This window comes from Vibrio plantisponsor (assembly GCF_013041605.1).
Classification (GTDB): domain Bacteria; phylum Pseudomonadota; class Gammaproteobacteria; order Enterobacterales; family Vibrionaceae; genus Vibrio; species Vibrio plantisponsor.
In genome coordinates, this window is sequence record NZ_JABEQC010000007.1 from 79,600 (window position 1) to 94,939 (window position 15,340).

Sequence of the window (15,340 nt, forward strand, 5' to 3'; positions counted from 1 at the left end):
TGTTAAGAAAATTATTAATTACATATTTTGGTGGGGACATGGCATCAGTTCAATTTCGCAACTTGATTAAGAACTATGGTGATACAGAGGTTGTTAAAGGTATCAATCTTAATATTCAACATGGTGAGTTTATTGTCTTATTGGGACCATCAGGCTGTGGCAAGTCAACAACGCTGCGCATGTTGGCTGGCCTAGAGGATATAACAGACGGCGAGATCTGCATTGAAAATGAAGTCGTCAATGAACTTCACCCGATTGAGCGCAATATCGCAATGGTATTCCAGAGTTATGCCCTTTACCCACATATGACAGTGGAAGAGAACATGGCTTTCGCGCTCGAAAACTTGGGTTTCGATAAAGTAAAACGTAAGCGCATGGTTGAAGAAATCGCAGAGGTTTTGGAGCTTACACCGCTGTTGTCTCGCAAACCTAAAGAACTTTCAGGCGGTCAACGTCAACGTGTTGCGATGGGGCGAGCCATGGTTCGCAGCCCAGACGTATTCTTATTTGATGAACCACTCTCTAACCTAGACGCAAAGCTTCGTGGTCAGATGCGTTCAGAGATCAAACTGCTGCACGAACGTACAAAAACCACTGTGGTCTATGTCACTCATGACCAAATTGAAGCCATGACTCTAGCGGACCGTATTGCGATTCTCAACAACGGTGTTATTGAACAGATCGGTTCGCCAAAAGAAATCTATAACCATCCAAATAGTAAATTTGTTGCCAAGTTCATCGGTACTCCTGAGATGAACATATTGGAAAACCTCGGAGATGCGGTTAAGCCATTTATTTTCCAATCAACGATCGATCGTGTAGGTGACGTTAAACCTTTATCTGTCGGTATCCGTGCTCAAGATTTCCATCTGACTCCACTAAACATTGAGGCTGAAAACCTTGCTTCTATTAGCGTTCAACTGAGACAGGTTGAGTTAATGGGAGCGGTGAAGCACATCGAATGTTCATTTGGCAATAAGAGGATCATTGCGGAAGTCCCTTACACCGACGACAAGATTCACGACAAATTTGAACTCTATTTCGATAAAAACAAGGTTCATGTGTTTGATAAAAACGACAAGGTCATAATCCAATAAGGAAAAATCATGAAAAAGAACATCATTGCTTCTGCTATCGCAGCTTCCGTGTTTTCGGTGTCAGTGTTTGCTGCACCTACTGAGATTACGGTTGCTTCATTCCCCAATTTCAACCAAGTGGCAGAAATTGCGGTGCCAATGTTTGAGAAAAAATACCCGGATATCAAGGTCAAGGTTGTTACGCTCGCGTATGCCGACCATCACAATGCGATGACAACGGCACTTGCAACAGGCGCGAACCTTCCAGATGTTATGGGTATCGAATACAGCTATGTGGGTCAGTTTATTGAGAGCGGCGGTCTGGATGATATGTCGCCTTATGGTGCCGGTGCATTTACCGATAAATTGGTACCTTACTCTGTTGCGCAAGCAACCAATTCTGACGGTGTTCTTTCTGCAATTCCTGCAGACATCGGTCCGGGTGCAACCTTTTATCGTAAAGACATTTTAGATGCGGCTGGTGTTACAGAAGAAGAGCTATTAAAAGATTGGGACTCGTTTATCAAGGCGGGTATTAAGATCAAAGAGAAAACGGGTAACTACCTGATCGCTAATGCGGTAGATATTAAAGACATTGTTATTCGTTCAAACCTTAAAGAAGGCGAAGGCATCTACTTCGATAAAGACCAAAACATCCTCGTTAACTCTGAACGTTTTAAAGAAGCGTTTCGTTTAGCTAAGAAGGCGCGTGATGCGGGAATCGACGCGAAAGTGGCTGCTTGGTCAAACGAATGGACGGAAAGTCTACGTCGCGGCACGGTTTCGGTTCAAATGATGGGGGCTTGGTTAGGTGGTCACCTACAAGGCTGGATTGCTCCAGATGCGACAGGATTATGGCGTACTTCTCAACTTCCAGACGGTGCTATGGCGAGCTGGGGTGGTTCATTCTACGCCATTCCTAAAAAAGCAGAGCACAAAGCAGAAGCCTGGAAGTTCATCGAATTTATGGCAACGGACAAAGAAATTCAGCTAGCGGGCTTTAAAGAAATCAATGCGTTCCCAGTGCTTATTTCGACTCATAACGACGACTTCTTCAATCAAGAAATCGCATACTTAGGTGGTCAGAAAGCTCGTCTGAACTGGCGTGAAACAACTAAGCACATCCCAGCATTGACCGTTGACCGCTACGACGAAGTTGCTCGTCAGGTGGTGAATGATGCTCTAGAAAAAGTGCTAGAGAAAGATGCAAACATTGACCAAGTGCTGGCCGATGCAGAGAAACAAATTAAACGTCGTGCTCGTCGTCGTTAATTAATCGTTAGTACCGGGGTCACATCGGTGGCCCCTTGTCATTTAGCAATTTTGGAAATAGTCCTATGACAACAATGACACGTCCCCTTAATGCCGCCAGACGCAAAAACTTCTGGCTAAGAAAAGGAAATAAGATCGCTCCTTATCTTTATGTCAGCCCTTTCTTTATCATTTTCGGAGCATTCGGTTTATTCCCACTTCTGTTCTCTTTATACCTGTCCTTCCATTACTGGGAGCCTGCTGCAGGATTGGCATCAATGGAATGGGTCGGAGTAGAGAATTATGTTTTCGCACTTGAAGATGAATGGTTCCAATCGTCCATTTACAACACCTTTATTATTGCACTGAAATCCGGTATTCCTCAGCATGCAGTAGCACTGCCGCTCGCATACTTTATTCATACTAGCTTTACTCGTATGAGAAATACGGTGATTGGTATTTACTTCGTTCCGTACATTACTTCTACCGTTGCGATCTCACTTGTGTTCACTACGTTGTTCTCTCGTGATTACGGCATGATTAACCAGGTTCTTACCTCTCTTGGAAATTTCACTATTGCGGACATTAAAGTTCTGGCATGGCTCTTCCCAACTGAGAATGTTGACTGGTCTCGTCCTGCGTATACTAAAGACATGATCTCGTTTGTTGTTTTCTGGCGCTTTGTTGGCTGGAACACGGTGCTTTACCTTTCTGCGTTACAAACGATCCCGAAAGATCTTTATGAAGCGGCAACTATCGATGGTGCAAACCGTTACCAGCAGTTCTGGCACATCACACTTCCAATGCTGAAACCAATGGCATTCTTCGCAGTGACGCTCACCATCATTGGTAACCTTCAACTGTTTGAAGAACCGTTCATTATTACAGGCGGTACTGGTGGTATAGAGCAAGCGGGTAAAACTGCGGCGATGCACATGTATATAACGGCATTCGTTGAAAGTGACTTTGGTACTGCATCCGCTATCTCTTGGATTCTATTTATGATCATCGCGTGTTTAACATGGTTGAATAGCAAACTATTAGGTGGGAGAAACGACTAATGAAATCAATGGGAAAGGATAAGCTGATCGCTTATATCACCGTGTTTATCGGTGCGATTATCATGCTAGCACCGTTTTACTTTATGTTTATTTTCTCGTCGCATTCCAACACCGGCATTCTATCTGTGCCGCCACCGATTACCTTTGGTGATTACTTGGTGACGAACTTCAACACGCTGTTAGATTTTCTGCCTTACTTTTGGCACAACCTAGCGCTGAGCTTGTTCATTGCCATCGTGGTTACGGCGCTGAACTTGCTGTTTTGTTCTCTTGCTGGCTACGCGTTCTCAATGTTTGAGTTTCGTTTCAAGAATGCGTTGTTTGTAATGATCATGGGTACCATGCTTATTCCACCGTTTCTGGGCATGATTCCGACAGCAATGGTTATGTCGCAACTAGGCTGGATGAACGATCCTAAAGCGCTGATTGTTCCTGCCGCTTGTGGAGCGATGGGTATCTTTATGATGCGTCAGTTTATTTCGAGCTCAATTCCGAAAGAGCTTGTTGAAGCAGCGCGCATGGATGGATGCCGTGAGTTCAAAATCTACTACCGCATTATCGTGCCATTAATTCTGCCAGCATTTGGCACTTTAGGTCTGATTACCTTCATCGGTACTTGGAACAACTTTATGGGACCACTGGTTGTTATGAACGATATGAAAATGTTCACCGTTCCTTTAGCACTTCGTGCGTTACAAGGTACCGGTCAGGTGCCATGGGGGGCGGTGTCAATTGGCGCAAGTATCGCTGTTCTACCATTGCTGTTCCTATTTGTTATTGCCTCGCGTCGTTTAATCGACGGATTAACTTCTGGCGCGGTTAAGGGCTAATTTCCAAGAGCTGCTTGTATCATGATCGACCCCCGATTTGAGCAGCTCTCTTTTTATTCCACTTGATACTTCTCAAGGAAAATAGAATGAAAAAAACTATTACAACCTTGTTTGTTGCCACTTGCTCGTTCATTCCACCAATCGCTGTTCAAGCCTCTGAACTCCCTGCTATTAGTCTTAAATCACTAGCAAAACAGTCGAACATTTATGTTGGTGCAGCATTAGAAACGCGTCACCTTAAAGAGCCTGAATTTGCAAAAACATTTTCCAGTCAGTTTAACCAGCTCACTCCAGAAAATGAGATGAAATGGGTGAACATTCATCCACAGCGAGATCGTTTTGATTTTAGTAAAGGCGATGAATTGGTGGCATTTGCTCAGCAGCACAACATGCAGGTGAAAGGTCATACGCTGGTTTGGCACATTCAAAATCCTGACTGGCTAACGCAAAAAGAATGGACCGCTCCAGAGCTGGAAAAAGTACTTGAGGAACACATCAAAACAGTGGTTGGTCACTATAAAGGAAAAGTGAAGTACTGGGATGTGGTGAACGAGAGCTTTAATGAAAATGGGTCATATCGCGAAACCCTTTGGTACAAGGTGCTTGGTGAGCGTTATCTGGAACTTGCATTCAAGTTTGCCCATGAAGCGGACCCAGAGGCGATTCTGTTTTATAACGACTACAACAACGAAGGGATGGGAGCCAAGTCGAATGCCATATACCGTAAAGTCAAAGGCATGGTGGAAGAGGGCGTACCCATTCACGGTGTTGGTTTCCAACTGCATTTGATGGGCGAACATGCGCTTAGTGAACAAGATCTTGCGCGCAACATTAATCGTCTAAAACATCTCGGTCTTAAGATTCACTTCACTGAAATCGATGTTCGTATCCGTGACAATGCTAGTCATTTCTCCCTTGATGCACAGGCGCGTATATTCGGTCGTTTGATGGATTTTGCTATTTATTATCCGGAGATTGATATGTACACCACTTGGGGTGTAACCGATAAGTACAGCTGGGTGCCAGGTTGGTTTACTGGTTATGGCCGTGCATTGATGTTTGATGAGAACTATCAAGCGAAAAATGCATTCAAGGCCGTTTATAGCTCGTTGCTTTCTGCCTCCAAAGGTGAATTTTCTTATCAACCACCAATCAGTCAGTAAGTGGATTAAACCAGCCCGATCATTTGTTGGCGAAGCCAAAGAGCCACTGCGCAAGGGTTGGCTCTTTCAAAACAGAGAAAAAATAATAATGACAGAAACCTACATGAACAAAAACGCGACGGTTGCCGAACGCGTATCTGACCTATTGAGCCGTATGACCATTGAAGAGAAAATCGGCCAGTTGACTCAACTTCCAGCGAATGTGGAAGGCAACACCGATAAACTGGAAGAGTGGCATATAGGCAGTTACCTTCATTGTACCGGTGATGCTGCAATGCGTTTGCAAGAGCGTGCAGCGAAAACCCGCCTTGGCATCCCACTTATTTTTGGTATTGATGCTATTCACGGTCACTGTTTCGATAACGATGCGACCGTTTTCCCCACTCAGCTTTCCGCTTCGTCAAGCTGGGATCGTGAACTGATGAGAGAAATGGCAAAAGTGGCCGCTAAAGAGGTTCGTGCAACGGGTATTCACTGGACGTTTTCACCTGTGCTTTGTATTGGGCGAGATGCGCGCTGGGGTCGTGTTAATGAAACCTATGGTGAAGATGCATGGTTGATCGGCGAGATGTCGGCAGAGACGGTTAAAGGGTACCAAGGGGAGAATTTCGCCAGCCCAGATTCTATTCTCGCGTGTGCCAAACACTATGTCGCTTATGGCGAAACAACGGGTGGCCGAGACTCCTATGAAGCTGATGTGTCTCGTCGCAAGCTTAAATCGACTTTCCTTCCACCATTTCGCAAAGCGGTTCAAAAGTCAAAAGTCGCTTCTCTTATGACGGGTTATCACTCCAACGACGGTTTGCCGTGTACCACTGACAAATGGTTGCTGACGGATGTTGCGAAAACGGATTGGGGATTAGACGGCTTTATTGTTACTGACTGGGATAACGTCAAATCGCTGCACACTAAGCAGAAAGTGAGCCCGACAATTGAGGATGCGTGTTATCGCGCTTTGGTCGCGGGTAACGATATGATGATGTCGACAGCAGAGTTCTATGAAGCGGCGGTTAAGCTGGTTAAAGACGGGCAAGTGGACATTGAAGTTGTTAACAACGCCGTTGCTCGTATTCTGACGAAAAAGTTTGAGTTAGGCCTGTTCGATGAGATGCGATTCTATTCGCCAGATCGCCAAGAAATATTCGGCAATCCGCAGAACTTAGAACTGGCTATGGAAGCAAGCCTCAAGAGCATTGTGATGCTCAAAAATGATGGCATTTTGCCGTTGAAACCAACCAAAGATTTGACCGTGCTGGTAACCGGGCCCAATGCCGATGATGTTATTGCGCAGCTAGGTGACTGGTCATTTGGTTCAATGCAGGCCGGTGCTACAAATGATAGTTTTCACCGTGAGCAGGCAGTGACGACGTTACAGGCGTTCCAAGCTGCGTCAAAGCAATATGGTTTCAAGGTTGAATACGTGAAAGGGGCGGACTGTATTGACAGTGAATTTGAACAGGTCGAAGAGTTAGCCCGCGCATTGACTCAGGCCGATGTGGTCATTGCTTGTGTAGGGGATACGTTAGCGCAAAATGGTGAGTTCCATGACAGAGCGAATCTGGACCTAACTGGCAAACAGCAAGCCATGCTAGAGCAGATCAAAGCTTCGGGCGTACCATTGATTGTTAACTTAGTTGCCTCTAAGCCGATGACAATTCCTTGGGTTGCAGAGAATGCGAATGCCCTGTTGTGTGGATTTAACTCAGGCACTAAGGGGGGAGAGGCGGTAAAACGAGTCATACTCGGTGAGCATAATCCATCGGGCAAACTGACCATTTCCTTCCCGTATCATGTGGGGCAATTACCTGTTTTCTACAACAAGTATGAGGGGTGGCATGCACAGAACTCACATACTACTGGTCATAAAGAGCGCTATATCGATATGCCAGAACATCCGTTGTTTAGTTTTGGTGAAGGTAAGTCATACAGCCAGTTTGAATACAGTAATGTTTATTTAAAACAGGTAGTAATAGAACCGAATACCGATATTGAAGTGTCTCTTACCGTAACAAATAAGTCGGTTATTGATGGTACTGAAATTGTACAAGTTTACTTTAATGATCATTTCTCTTCTGTCACCACGCCAATTAAACAGCTGTGTGGTTTTGAACGCGTTGATATTCCGGCAGGGCAAAGTGTTGATGTGACTATTAAGGTTAATTTCTCTGATTTAGCACTGGTGAATTCAGAACTTGAAGAAGTCGTTGAAGCGGGCACGTTTAGTTTAATGGTCGGTGCTTCGTCAAAAGATAAAGATCTGATTACTTTAGAATTTGAAGTCACACAAACTACCAAGGTTCACTGAGCGAGCAAGGCTTACAGAGCTTTCGTTGCTTAAGCAAAAGCGGTTGAGTGTTCAGCCGCTTTTTCTATTTTTTAATTCCTTCCTTTAGTTTCTTAGCTTTCTATATCACGTTATTTCGTCAAATCACTATTACGAATATTTATATTGTATTTATTAAAAATGGTTAATTTGACCACATTAAAAAAACAGAAAAGCTTTATTTAACTATTACTCTGATAAAAATAAAGACACGACAATATATTTGGTAATCGGTCTCCATTATTTGGTAATTGAGTTCCTCATGGAAGAAATAGGCAATATTTTGGTAGATATTAATCCTATCAAAGTCATCAGCACATCGGTTAGGAAAATATATGAACTACAAGAATCCATCTCTTTCGATAGCAGAACGTGTGAGCGACCTGCTTTCACATATGACGGTTGAAGAAAAACTGGCTCAAATGGGCGCGCAATGGTTGATACTTGATCCGACTGGCGAACATAAAGAGCGTGAGCTTGAAATGACCAGTGAAAACGTTGAGCGCACCGTCAAAGAGAAGCTCAAATATGGCCTCGGTCAGATTTCTCGTCCACTTGGAACGCATACAGTTGACGCGGTCAATGGCGTAAAAGCACTAAACCAGCTGCAAAAATATTTAGTTGAAGAGACGCGACTTGGCATTCCAGCAATGGCACATGAGGAGTGTTTGGTCGGTCTGATGGCGAAAGGCGGAACGCTTTATCCTTCGTCGTTAAACTATGGTCATACTTGGAACCCTGAGCTGATTGAAGAAGCGGCAATGGACATTGGCCGACAAGCGCGAATGATTGGCACCAAACAGGGGCTGGCACCAGTATTGGATGTTTCTCGTGATGTCCGTTGGGGACGTACAGAGGAAACATTGGGTGAAGATCCTTACCTTGTTGGCATCATGGCCACACATTATGTGAAGGGATTACAAGGTGAAAAACGTGATTTGTTGGCGACACTTAAACACTTTGTTGGGCATTCAGCAAGCGAAGGCGCACGTAACCATGCGCCGGTAAATCTAGGTTTTAAAGAGCTCAATGATACATTCTTACTGCCGTTTGAAATGGCTGTAAAACTGGCGAATGCTGGCTCTGTCATGCCTGCTTACCATGACATTGACGGTGAACCTTGCCACGCTTCGCATTTTTTACTTACTGAGATTTTGCGTGAGAAATGGGGCTTTGATGGGTTGATTGTCGCGGATTACGGCGGCATTGATTTGTTAAGCTCGCACCATTCAATTGCTGAAGACCGTGCGGGAGCAGCAGCGCTTTCCTTTAATGCAGGATTAGATGTTGAGTTGCCCGATGACGCATGCTCAACGAAACTGACAGAAGCACTGCAACGCGGTCTTATTTCAATGGAAAAGATTGATGAAATTGTTGCTCGTATTTTAAGTAAAAAGTTTGAAATGAGGTTATTTGAGAACCCTTATACTGACGTTCCTCAAGCTTCTCTGCACAATGAAAAGAGTCAGGAGATTGCTTACAAAGTCGCGAGTGAATCAATTGTTCTGCTTAAGAATCAAGATCAAACCCTACCACTGAAAACGGATAAAAAAGTGGCGTTAATTGGCGCTACCGCAGACGATCAGCTTGCACTACTCGGTGGTTATAGTTTCCCTGTGCACCTGATTCTGAGTCAGGAAGACAGCACGGACAAAGTGTCGAAGACGCTTTTGGAAGCCTTTCAACAACGCTTTGATTCGGTTATGTACGCCAAAGGGTGTGACATTCTGACCGAGCGACACGCCAATGCTCCGGTTTTCCCTGGGGACGTTGATATGGCAATCGGTCAGGCTGCAGAGTCGCCTATCAGTAAAGATCTTAGTCAGATTGAAGCGGCGGTTGCGACTGCCGCTGAGAGTGATGTCGCTGTAGTTTGTGTTGGTGACTTGGCCGGTTTATTCCAGACAGGTACGGTGGGTGAAGGTTCAGATTGCGACAGCTTAGCGTTGCCGGGTGTGCAGCAGCAAATGCTTGATGCGGTCTTGGATACAGGTAAACCCGTAGTGGTATTAGTGACCGGCGGGCGACCATACAATCTAGGTCGCGCTGAAGATGAAGCGGCGGCAATTGTGTTGGGTTGGGCTCCGGGGCAGGCGGGTGCAGATGCTATTGCTGATACCTTCACCGGCAAAAACAACCCAAGCGGAAAACTGACGATTTCGATTCCTAAAAACGTGGGTGCGGTACCGTATTTCTACAATCACAAGCTTAAGAGTGCAGGTACGCCAATTGCCTATCACTTTGGTTCGAGCTTCAATTTCGGTCACGGCTTGAGCTATAGCGAATTTGCATACTCAGGGTTTAACGTGGCTTCAGATAAGCTCGGTTTCGAAGACACCGTTGAGCTATCAGTGACGCTAACCAATACAGGCGGTGTTGATGGGGCTGAGGTCGTACAGCTTTATACTCGTGATGTGGTATCGAGTGTTGTTCGTCCGGTTAAGGAGTTGAAAGGCTTTAAGAAAGTATTCCTTAAAGCAGGAGAGAGCAAAACCGTTACCTTCAAACTGCCTGTTGATATGCTCAATCTTACTGATCGTCATCATCAACGTGTTGTTGAAGGCGGTGAGTTTGATCTGATGATCGGCTCTTCATCGTCTCAGATACATTTCCGTCAGAGAATTCACGTTGTTGGCGACGTTAAGGTTCTGCCTGAAGCATGGCGTATGGTATGTGAGGTTACGGCTGAATAATCACATTAGCAATGCAAAGCCGGCCAGAGGTCGGCTCTATTCTCCTAGAGTTGTATGTTGGGGTAGTCATGACTTAACCAATCTGCGTAAGCCAGCTCGGTTACCAGTCTTATTCTGACTGCTTCACTTTACCACTCAAAATACAAATCCAAACGCATTGCTAAATGGATATCAGTAGTCTGTGTTTTTACGCAGCGCATGTAATCAAAGACTTATATGGATATATGAACTATGGACATGATAACGAGTAAAAAGCCTGCCTCCATCTATGACGTTGCAAAGTTGGCGGGGGTTTCTCCAAGCACAGTTTCAAGATACTTGAATCGTTCTACTTATGTATCAGATGAGAAAAGTTACAGTATCGAGAAAGCGATACAGAAGAGTGGTTACAAGGTCACATATAAAACCAAAGGCCCAATTAAGGGACGTTCGATGACCATTGGTGTTCTGCTACAAAATGCCGACAGCCCTTTTATGATAGGCATTCTGAAGGATTTAGAAGCCTGTCTGAGCAGCAGAGGTTACTCATTGGTGATTGCAACCGGCCACTGGAAACGTCGACTAGAAAAACACGCGCTTGACTACTTTTTCAAAAGTCATGTCGATGGAGTGATTATTGTTTCAGGTGATCTCTCTGATGAAGAGCTTATCGAGTATTCGTTACACACTCCGATAGTTGCGGTTGGATACAATAAGATTAAAGCCAACAACATACTGACTATCGAGTTTGACAATGTGCTTGGCGGATATTTAGCGACTCTGCACCTATTACAGCAGGGGCATGTCAATATTGCGCATATTAAAGGATTGTGCACTCAACCAGACGGGCAAAGACGTTATGAAGGCTATCGAAGAGCATTGAAAGATAGGGGAATACCCGTCAACTCTCGCTTGATAAAACAAGGTGATTTTAGTTCAGAGCAAGGCTATCAGAAAACCATTGAGCTACTCGATTCTAAAGTCTACTTTTCAGCCATTTTTGCTGCTAACGATCAAACTGCTTATGGAGCCATTAAAGCGCTGCACGACAGAGGTTTAAAGGTTCCTGAAGATGTTTCTGTCATCGGCTTTGACGACCTACAAACGTCCAGTTACTTTACGCCAGCACTCACAACACTGCGTCAGCCTATTGAAGAATTGGGTAGTGTTTGTGCTGAAGCCATATTTAAGATGCTTAGTGGTGAAGAACACCAAGTGCGAGTACCACCAATCGATCTGATTGTTCGCGAATCGACATCATCTATTTTTGATGTTTACAAAAATATAAATCACAATCGCTGATGCAGTTCAAACCAATACTTTTGTAAGTGCAGTCAATAAGGCGAATAAATGAAGATCGTATGTGAAACAGCTAGGCTGGTGATTAGACATTTTGAACTAAGAGATGCGGAATTCATTGTTCGCCTGCTTAATGAGGAAGCATTTATTCGCTGTATTGGCGACAAAAAAGTCAGAACGAAAAAAGATGCAATCGACTACTTATCCAATGGTCCGATGTTGAGCTACAAGGTCAATGGTTTTGGCTTGAATATGGTTGAGTTGAAAGACACGCATACCCCGATTGGTATGTGTGGCATCTTGAAAAGGCCAGAGCTCGATTCTCCAGATCTCGGCTATGCGTTTTTGTCACAATATCACTCAAATGGTTATGCCAGAGAGGCAGCGAGTGCAGTGATGAAAGCAGAGTTGCCAGCAAACAAGATCGAAAAGGTCTATGCAGTGACCTTCCTAGACAACGATACTTCAAACCGATTGCTAAAAGACGTTGGGTTTCAATTAACAGGAACCAGGATGCTCTACGGTTTAGAAAACAATTTGTATGAACACCGCTAACGGCATGCTTGTTATCAATTACTATCTTGTCGATAAACGCTCAGGTAGCCGTTGTTTTACGTGGTCTAAAAACGCGGTTACCTTTTGTGAACGATGAAATTGTTCGGAAGAAAGAAGAGCGACAATGTCTGCTTCTTGCAGTTGATAGTCAGCAAGTACGCGAACCAATTTCCCGCTTTTAAGCTCTTCTTGTACATCCCACTCAGAACGCTGAATGATACCCTGACCATCAATACACCAATCCTTGGTCACACGGCTGACATTGCTTGAAAGAACAGGAACCACTCTTACGCTGGTTTCACATTTGGTTGTGGTATGGGTCAGTCGCCACATGGTCGCATCTTCATCATTTTCTCGTAACGCGATGCAGCGATGCTGCTCTAAGTCTTTTGGTTGCTCAAGTACTGGCGCAGATTCTAGATAGGCCGGCGAGGCTAACAGTAATCGACGGTTTTTAGACAGCACAATTCTTTTTAACGCAGAGTCCTGAAGGTGTCCTATGTAGAACATGATGTCTGGGCTGTTGTGTGCAGACCACTTTGGAATATCCGACAGATTCAGTTCAATACGCAGAGAAGGGTATAGCTGTTGAAATTCTGCTGCTAAAGGGCCGATGTGTTTTTCCCCAAATCCGAGGGATGATACGAGTTTTAAATCACCTGAAATGGCGAGTTTCTTCTCTGAAAGATCTTGGGTTAAGTGTTCAAGATCTTGTAACAGCGCTTGTCCTTTACTGGCAAGCACTTCGCCTTCGGTCGTCAATGAGGTGATTCGAGCATTTCTGTCTATCAACTTAACGCCAAGCTTTCGTTCTATATTTTGCAGCCGCTGTGAAACGCTGGGAGGAGTAACATTCAGTTTTCGCGCGGCGGCAGCCAATGAACGACTGCCTGCTACAGTGATAAAAAATTCAATATCTTGTGACGATAGCATTAAGTTCAACCTTAATGATTAAGTAAGTTGTAGTTAATTTAACTACATATAGCCGAGTGGTACAAATAGTCACGCACACAAATTTATGACTAGGTGATGGAGATATGGACAACGTGTTTCAATTCAGTACGGCGGACTGGGTTTATGTATTTTTATTTTTAATCTCAATTATTGCGGGCGTTGTTGATGCTATTGCTGGTGGTGGAGGGCTGATTACTGTGCCAAGTCTGCTGCTGGTTGGATTACCACCGATGACGGTATTGGGTACAAATCGACTGCAAGCGGTAATCGGCGAACTGACTACTTCTGTGATGTTTATGAGAAACAAACAGTTTCCAGTTCAAGGTATTGTATTAGGTTTGATTTTTACGTCGATAGGCGCAGTGATTGGAACCCTTGCTGTTGGAGTCATCGACAAACAAGTGTTGGAAAAACTACTGCCTGTCCTGATGGTTGCGATCACCTTGTATTCGATCTTTGCCAAGAAACTCAAAGCAACGGAAGCAACGGAACCTGTGCTATCAAATACGCATTTTATGGTGGTATGTGGTTTGCTGATTGGTTTTTATAACGGTTTCTTTGGACCGGGTACGGGTTCGTTCTGGATGTTAGCGTTCATCAGTCTGCTTGGGTACACCATTAAGCAAGCAACGATGGCGACAAAGCCTTTGAACCTAATTGGTAACGTTATTTCTTTAATTCTGTTTATCTGGTTAGGCAGTGTTGATTATCAACTTGGCTTCATTATGGCTGGCGGGCAAATCATAGGGTCAGTTATTGGCAGCAAATGCGTCATTTCGTATGGTAATCGTCTTGTGAGACCTGTGTTTATCTCGGTTACTCTCATCATGACCAGCAAGCTTCTCTATGAAAACTTCTCTTCAACTTGGTTTGTTTAAGCGTGGAAAAGGCAAGGCGAAGATGGTTTAGACCATCTTCGCTGTTTAACCGTTAATCTTCATTCGAAGCGTTGTTGCGATAGTCTTTTGGTGTTTGGTCGAGGTTTTTCTTAAACACGGTATACATGTACTGCAACGATGGGTAGCCACATAACTCTGCGATTTCACTAATCGGTAAAGAGGTTGTTTTGAGCAGATTACAGGCGCGTTTTAACTTGGAATTGTGTATCTCTTCATGGATAGAGTGCCCACACTCTTCCTTAAATCTCGATTCCAAGTTCGATCTGGATATGCCTACAGCCGCGAGTACCTGATCGACTTTAATGCCTTTACAAGCATTGTGCCTGATGTAATGCATAGCTTGAATGACATAAGAATCTTTCAATGCGTGGAAATCGGTACTTTGTCTCTCAAATACTTTGGTCGGTGGAACAAGTATGCGAGGGATTTTAGCTGGCGAAGAAGTCGCTTCACCGGAATGTTCGGTGAGTTGTTTGTGAAGGATTTTAGCTGCGCGGAAACCCATTTCCTTGCATCCTTGTCCGACTGAGCTCAGTGAAACCCGAGTCAGGTAACTTGCCAGTTCCTCGTTATCGATGCCGATAACGGAGATCTTGTCCGGCACCATAATATTGAGATGTTCACATACCTGAAGGATATGGCGCGCTCGTGAGTCTGTCACCGCAATGATACCAGTAGGCGTTGGCAGCATTTGAATCCAGTCGGCAAGACGGTTCATGTCGTATTGCCACGTGTCAGAAGAAGTCTGATTGCCTCGGAAGATGGAGCCTTTGTAGCCTTCCTTTGCAAGAATGTCTTTAAACGCGGTTTCTCTTTCGTGCCCCCATCTTTTCCAAGAATGGGAAGGAATACCGTAGAAGGCGAAATTCTCTAAACCTTTTTGTTTGAGATGTTGAAAGGCAAGTTCAACCAGAGCGTAGTTGTCAGTCGCCACATAAGGGACGTTGGGGTAGTCTTCTTCTTTGGTATACGAGCCGCCAACAGCGACTATCGGCACGTTGATATCTTTCAGGCTTTCAACCACTTTAGGGTTGTCAAAATCAGCAATAATGCCGTCACCTTTCCAATATTTTAAATTGTCCAGATGAGTGGTGAAATCTTCTTCCAAAAATATATCCCAAGCACATTGAGATGCTTGTAAATATTCACCTATACCTTCTATAACTTGGCGATCATATACTTTATTGGCATTAAATAGCAGGGTGATACGAAAATGTTTGTTCATATTATATTTATTTAGTTTTTACCCAGAATACT

General features: G+C 44.3%; 12 protein-coding genes. 10 read left to right on the forward strand and 2 right to left on the reverse strand.

Features of this window, described 5'->3' with window-relative positions; translation table 11 throughout:
* Nucleotides 1–38 precede the first annotated feature (38 nt).
* From HKI82_RS11315 to HKI82_RS11355, 9 genes are all read left to right on the forward strand, one after another.
* Nucleotides 39–1,097, forward strand: a complete 1,059-nt coding sequence (locus HKI82_RS11315) for an ABC transporter ATP-binding protein (RefSeq protein ID WP_102941366.1) — start codon at nt 39–41, stop codon at nt 1,095–1,097.
* Between the two features lie 9 nt (nt 1,098–1,106).
* Nucleotides 1,107–2,348: an ABC transporter substrate-binding protein gene (locus tag HKI82_RS11320; RefSeq protein WP_042483261.1), complete on the forward strand. Its 1,242-nt coding sequence runs from the start codon at nt 1,107–1,109 to the stop codon at nt 2,346–2,348.
* 65 nt (nt 2,349–2,413) lie between these two features.
* A complete protein-coding gene (locus HKI82_RS11325; protein ID WP_102941368.1) occupies nt 2,414–3,388 on the forward strand; it encodes a carbohydrate ABC transporter permease in 975 nt (324 codons plus the stop codon).
* Complete coding sequence (locus HKI82_RS11330; protein WP_042483264.1) at nt 3,388–4,218, forward strand: carbohydrate ABC transporter permease; 831 nt, start codon at nt 3,388–3,390, stop codon at nt 4,216–4,218. Before HKI82_RS11325 ends, HKI82_RS11330 begins: the two co-directional genes overlap by 1 nt.
* An 86-nt stretch (nt 4,219–4,304) precedes the next feature.
* Nucleotides 4,305–5,381, forward strand: a complete 1,077-nt coding sequence (locus tag HKI82_RS11335; protein ID WP_171138063.1) for an endo-1,4-beta-xylanase — start codon at nt 4,305–4,307, stop codon at nt 5,379–5,381.
* Between the two features lie 88 nt (nt 5,382–5,469).
* On the forward strand, nt 5,470–7,686 hold the full coding sequence (locus HKI82_RS11340; protein WP_171138064.1) for a glycoside hydrolase family 3 N-terminal domain-containing protein: 2,217 nt from the start codon (nt 5,470–5,472) through the stop codon (nt 7,684–7,686).
* Nucleotides 7,687–8,039: 353 nt separating this feature from the next.
* Nucleotides 8,040–10,397 (forward strand): glycoside hydrolase family 3 N-terminal domain-containing protein, encoded by a 2,358-nt coding sequence (locus tag HKI82_RS11345; RefSeq protein WP_171138065.1) that lies wholly within the window; start codon nt 8,040–8,042, stop codon nt 10,395–10,397.
* 237 nt (nt 10,398–10,634) lie between these two features.
* On the forward strand, nt 10,635–11,678 hold the full coding sequence (locus tag HKI82_RS11350; protein ID WP_102941447.1) for a LacI family DNA-binding transcriptional regulator: 1,044 nt from the start codon (nt 10,635–10,637) through the stop codon (nt 11,676–11,678).
* A 48-nt stretch (nt 11,679–11,726) separates the two neighbouring features.
* Nucleotides 11,727–12,230 carry a GNAT family N-acetyltransferase gene (locus HKI82_RS11355; RefSeq protein ID WP_171138066.1) on the forward strand — a complete coding sequence of 168 codons (504 nt, stop codon included), beginning with the start codon at nt 11,727–11,729 and terminating at the stop codon, nt 12,228–12,230.
* Nucleotides 12,231–12,251: 21 nt separating this feature from the next.
* Here HKI82_RS11355 and HKI82_RS11360 read toward each other — a convergent pair whose 3' ends face one another.
* Nucleotides 12,252–13,163, reverse strand: a complete 912-nt coding sequence (locus HKI82_RS11360; RefSeq protein WP_171138067.1) for a LysR family transcriptional regulator — start codon at nt 13,161–13,163, stop codon at nt 12,252–12,254.
* A gap of 104 nt (nt 13,164–13,267) precedes the next feature.
* Between HKI82_RS11360 and HKI82_RS11365 the strand changes: the two genes are divergently transcribed.
* Nucleotides 13,268–14,062: a TSUP family transporter gene (locus tag HKI82_RS11365; RefSeq protein ID WP_171138068.1), complete on the forward strand. Its 795-nt coding sequence runs from the start codon at nt 13,268–13,270 to the stop codon at nt 14,060–14,062.
* 52 nt (nt 14,063–14,114) lie between these two features.
* On the opposite strand, the gene HKI82_RS11370 is transcribed toward HKI82_RS11365, so the two are convergent.
* Nucleotides 14,115–15,308: a XylR family transcriptional regulator gene (locus tag HKI82_RS11370; protein WP_042483281.1), complete on the reverse strand. Its 1,194-nt coding sequence runs from the start codon at nt 15,306–15,308 to the stop codon at nt 14,115–14,117.
* Nucleotides 15,309–15,340: the final 32 nt, after the last annotated feature.

Bases quoted from the DNA above. Each gene is read 5' to 3' on its own strand.
- HKI82_RS11315 (WP_102941366.1), top strand. From the start codon at position 39: ATGGCATCAGTTCAATTTCGCAACTTGATTAAGAACTATGGTGATACA.
- HKI82_RS11320 (WP_042483261.1), top strand. From the start codon at position 1,107: ATGAAAAAGAACATCATTGCTTCTGCTATCGCAGCTTCCGTGTTTTCG.
- HKI82_RS11325 (WP_102941368.1), top strand. From the start codon at position 2,414: ATGACAACAATGACACGTCCCCTTAATGCCGCCAGACGCAAAAACTTC.
- HKI82_RS11330 (WP_042483264.1), top strand. From the start codon at position 3,388: ATGAAATCAATGGGAAAGGATAAGCTGATCGCTTATATCACCGTGTTT.
- HKI82_RS11335 (WP_171138063.1), top strand. From the start codon at position 4,305: ATGAAAAAAACTATTACAACCTTGTTTGTTGCCACTTGCTCGTTCATT.
- HKI82_RS11340 (WP_171138064.1), top strand. From the start codon at position 5,470: ATGACAGAAACCTACATGAACAAAAACGCGACGGTTGCCGAACGCGTA.
- HKI82_RS11345 (WP_171138065.1), top strand. From the start codon at position 8,040: ATGAACTACAAGAATCCATCTCTTTCGATAGCAGAACGTGTGAGCGAC.
- HKI82_RS11350 (WP_102941447.1), top strand. From the start codon at position 10,635: ATGATAACGAGTAAAAAGCCTGCCTCCATCTATGACGTTGCAAAGTTG.
- HKI82_RS11355 (WP_171138066.1), top strand. From the start codon at position 11,727: ATGAAGATCGTATGTGAAACAGCTAGGCTGGTGATTAGACATTTTGAA.
- HKI82_RS11360 (WP_171138067.1), bottom strand. From the start codon at position 13,163: ATGCTATCGTCACAAGATATTGAATTTTTTATCACTGTAGCAGGCAGT.
- HKI82_RS11365 (WP_171138068.1), top strand. From the start codon at position 13,268: ATGGACAACGTGTTTCAATTCAGTACGGCGGACTGGGTTTATGTATTT.
- HKI82_RS11370 (WP_042483281.1), bottom strand. From the start codon at position 15,308: ATGAACAAACATTTTCGTATCACCCTGCTATTTAATGCCAATAAAGTA.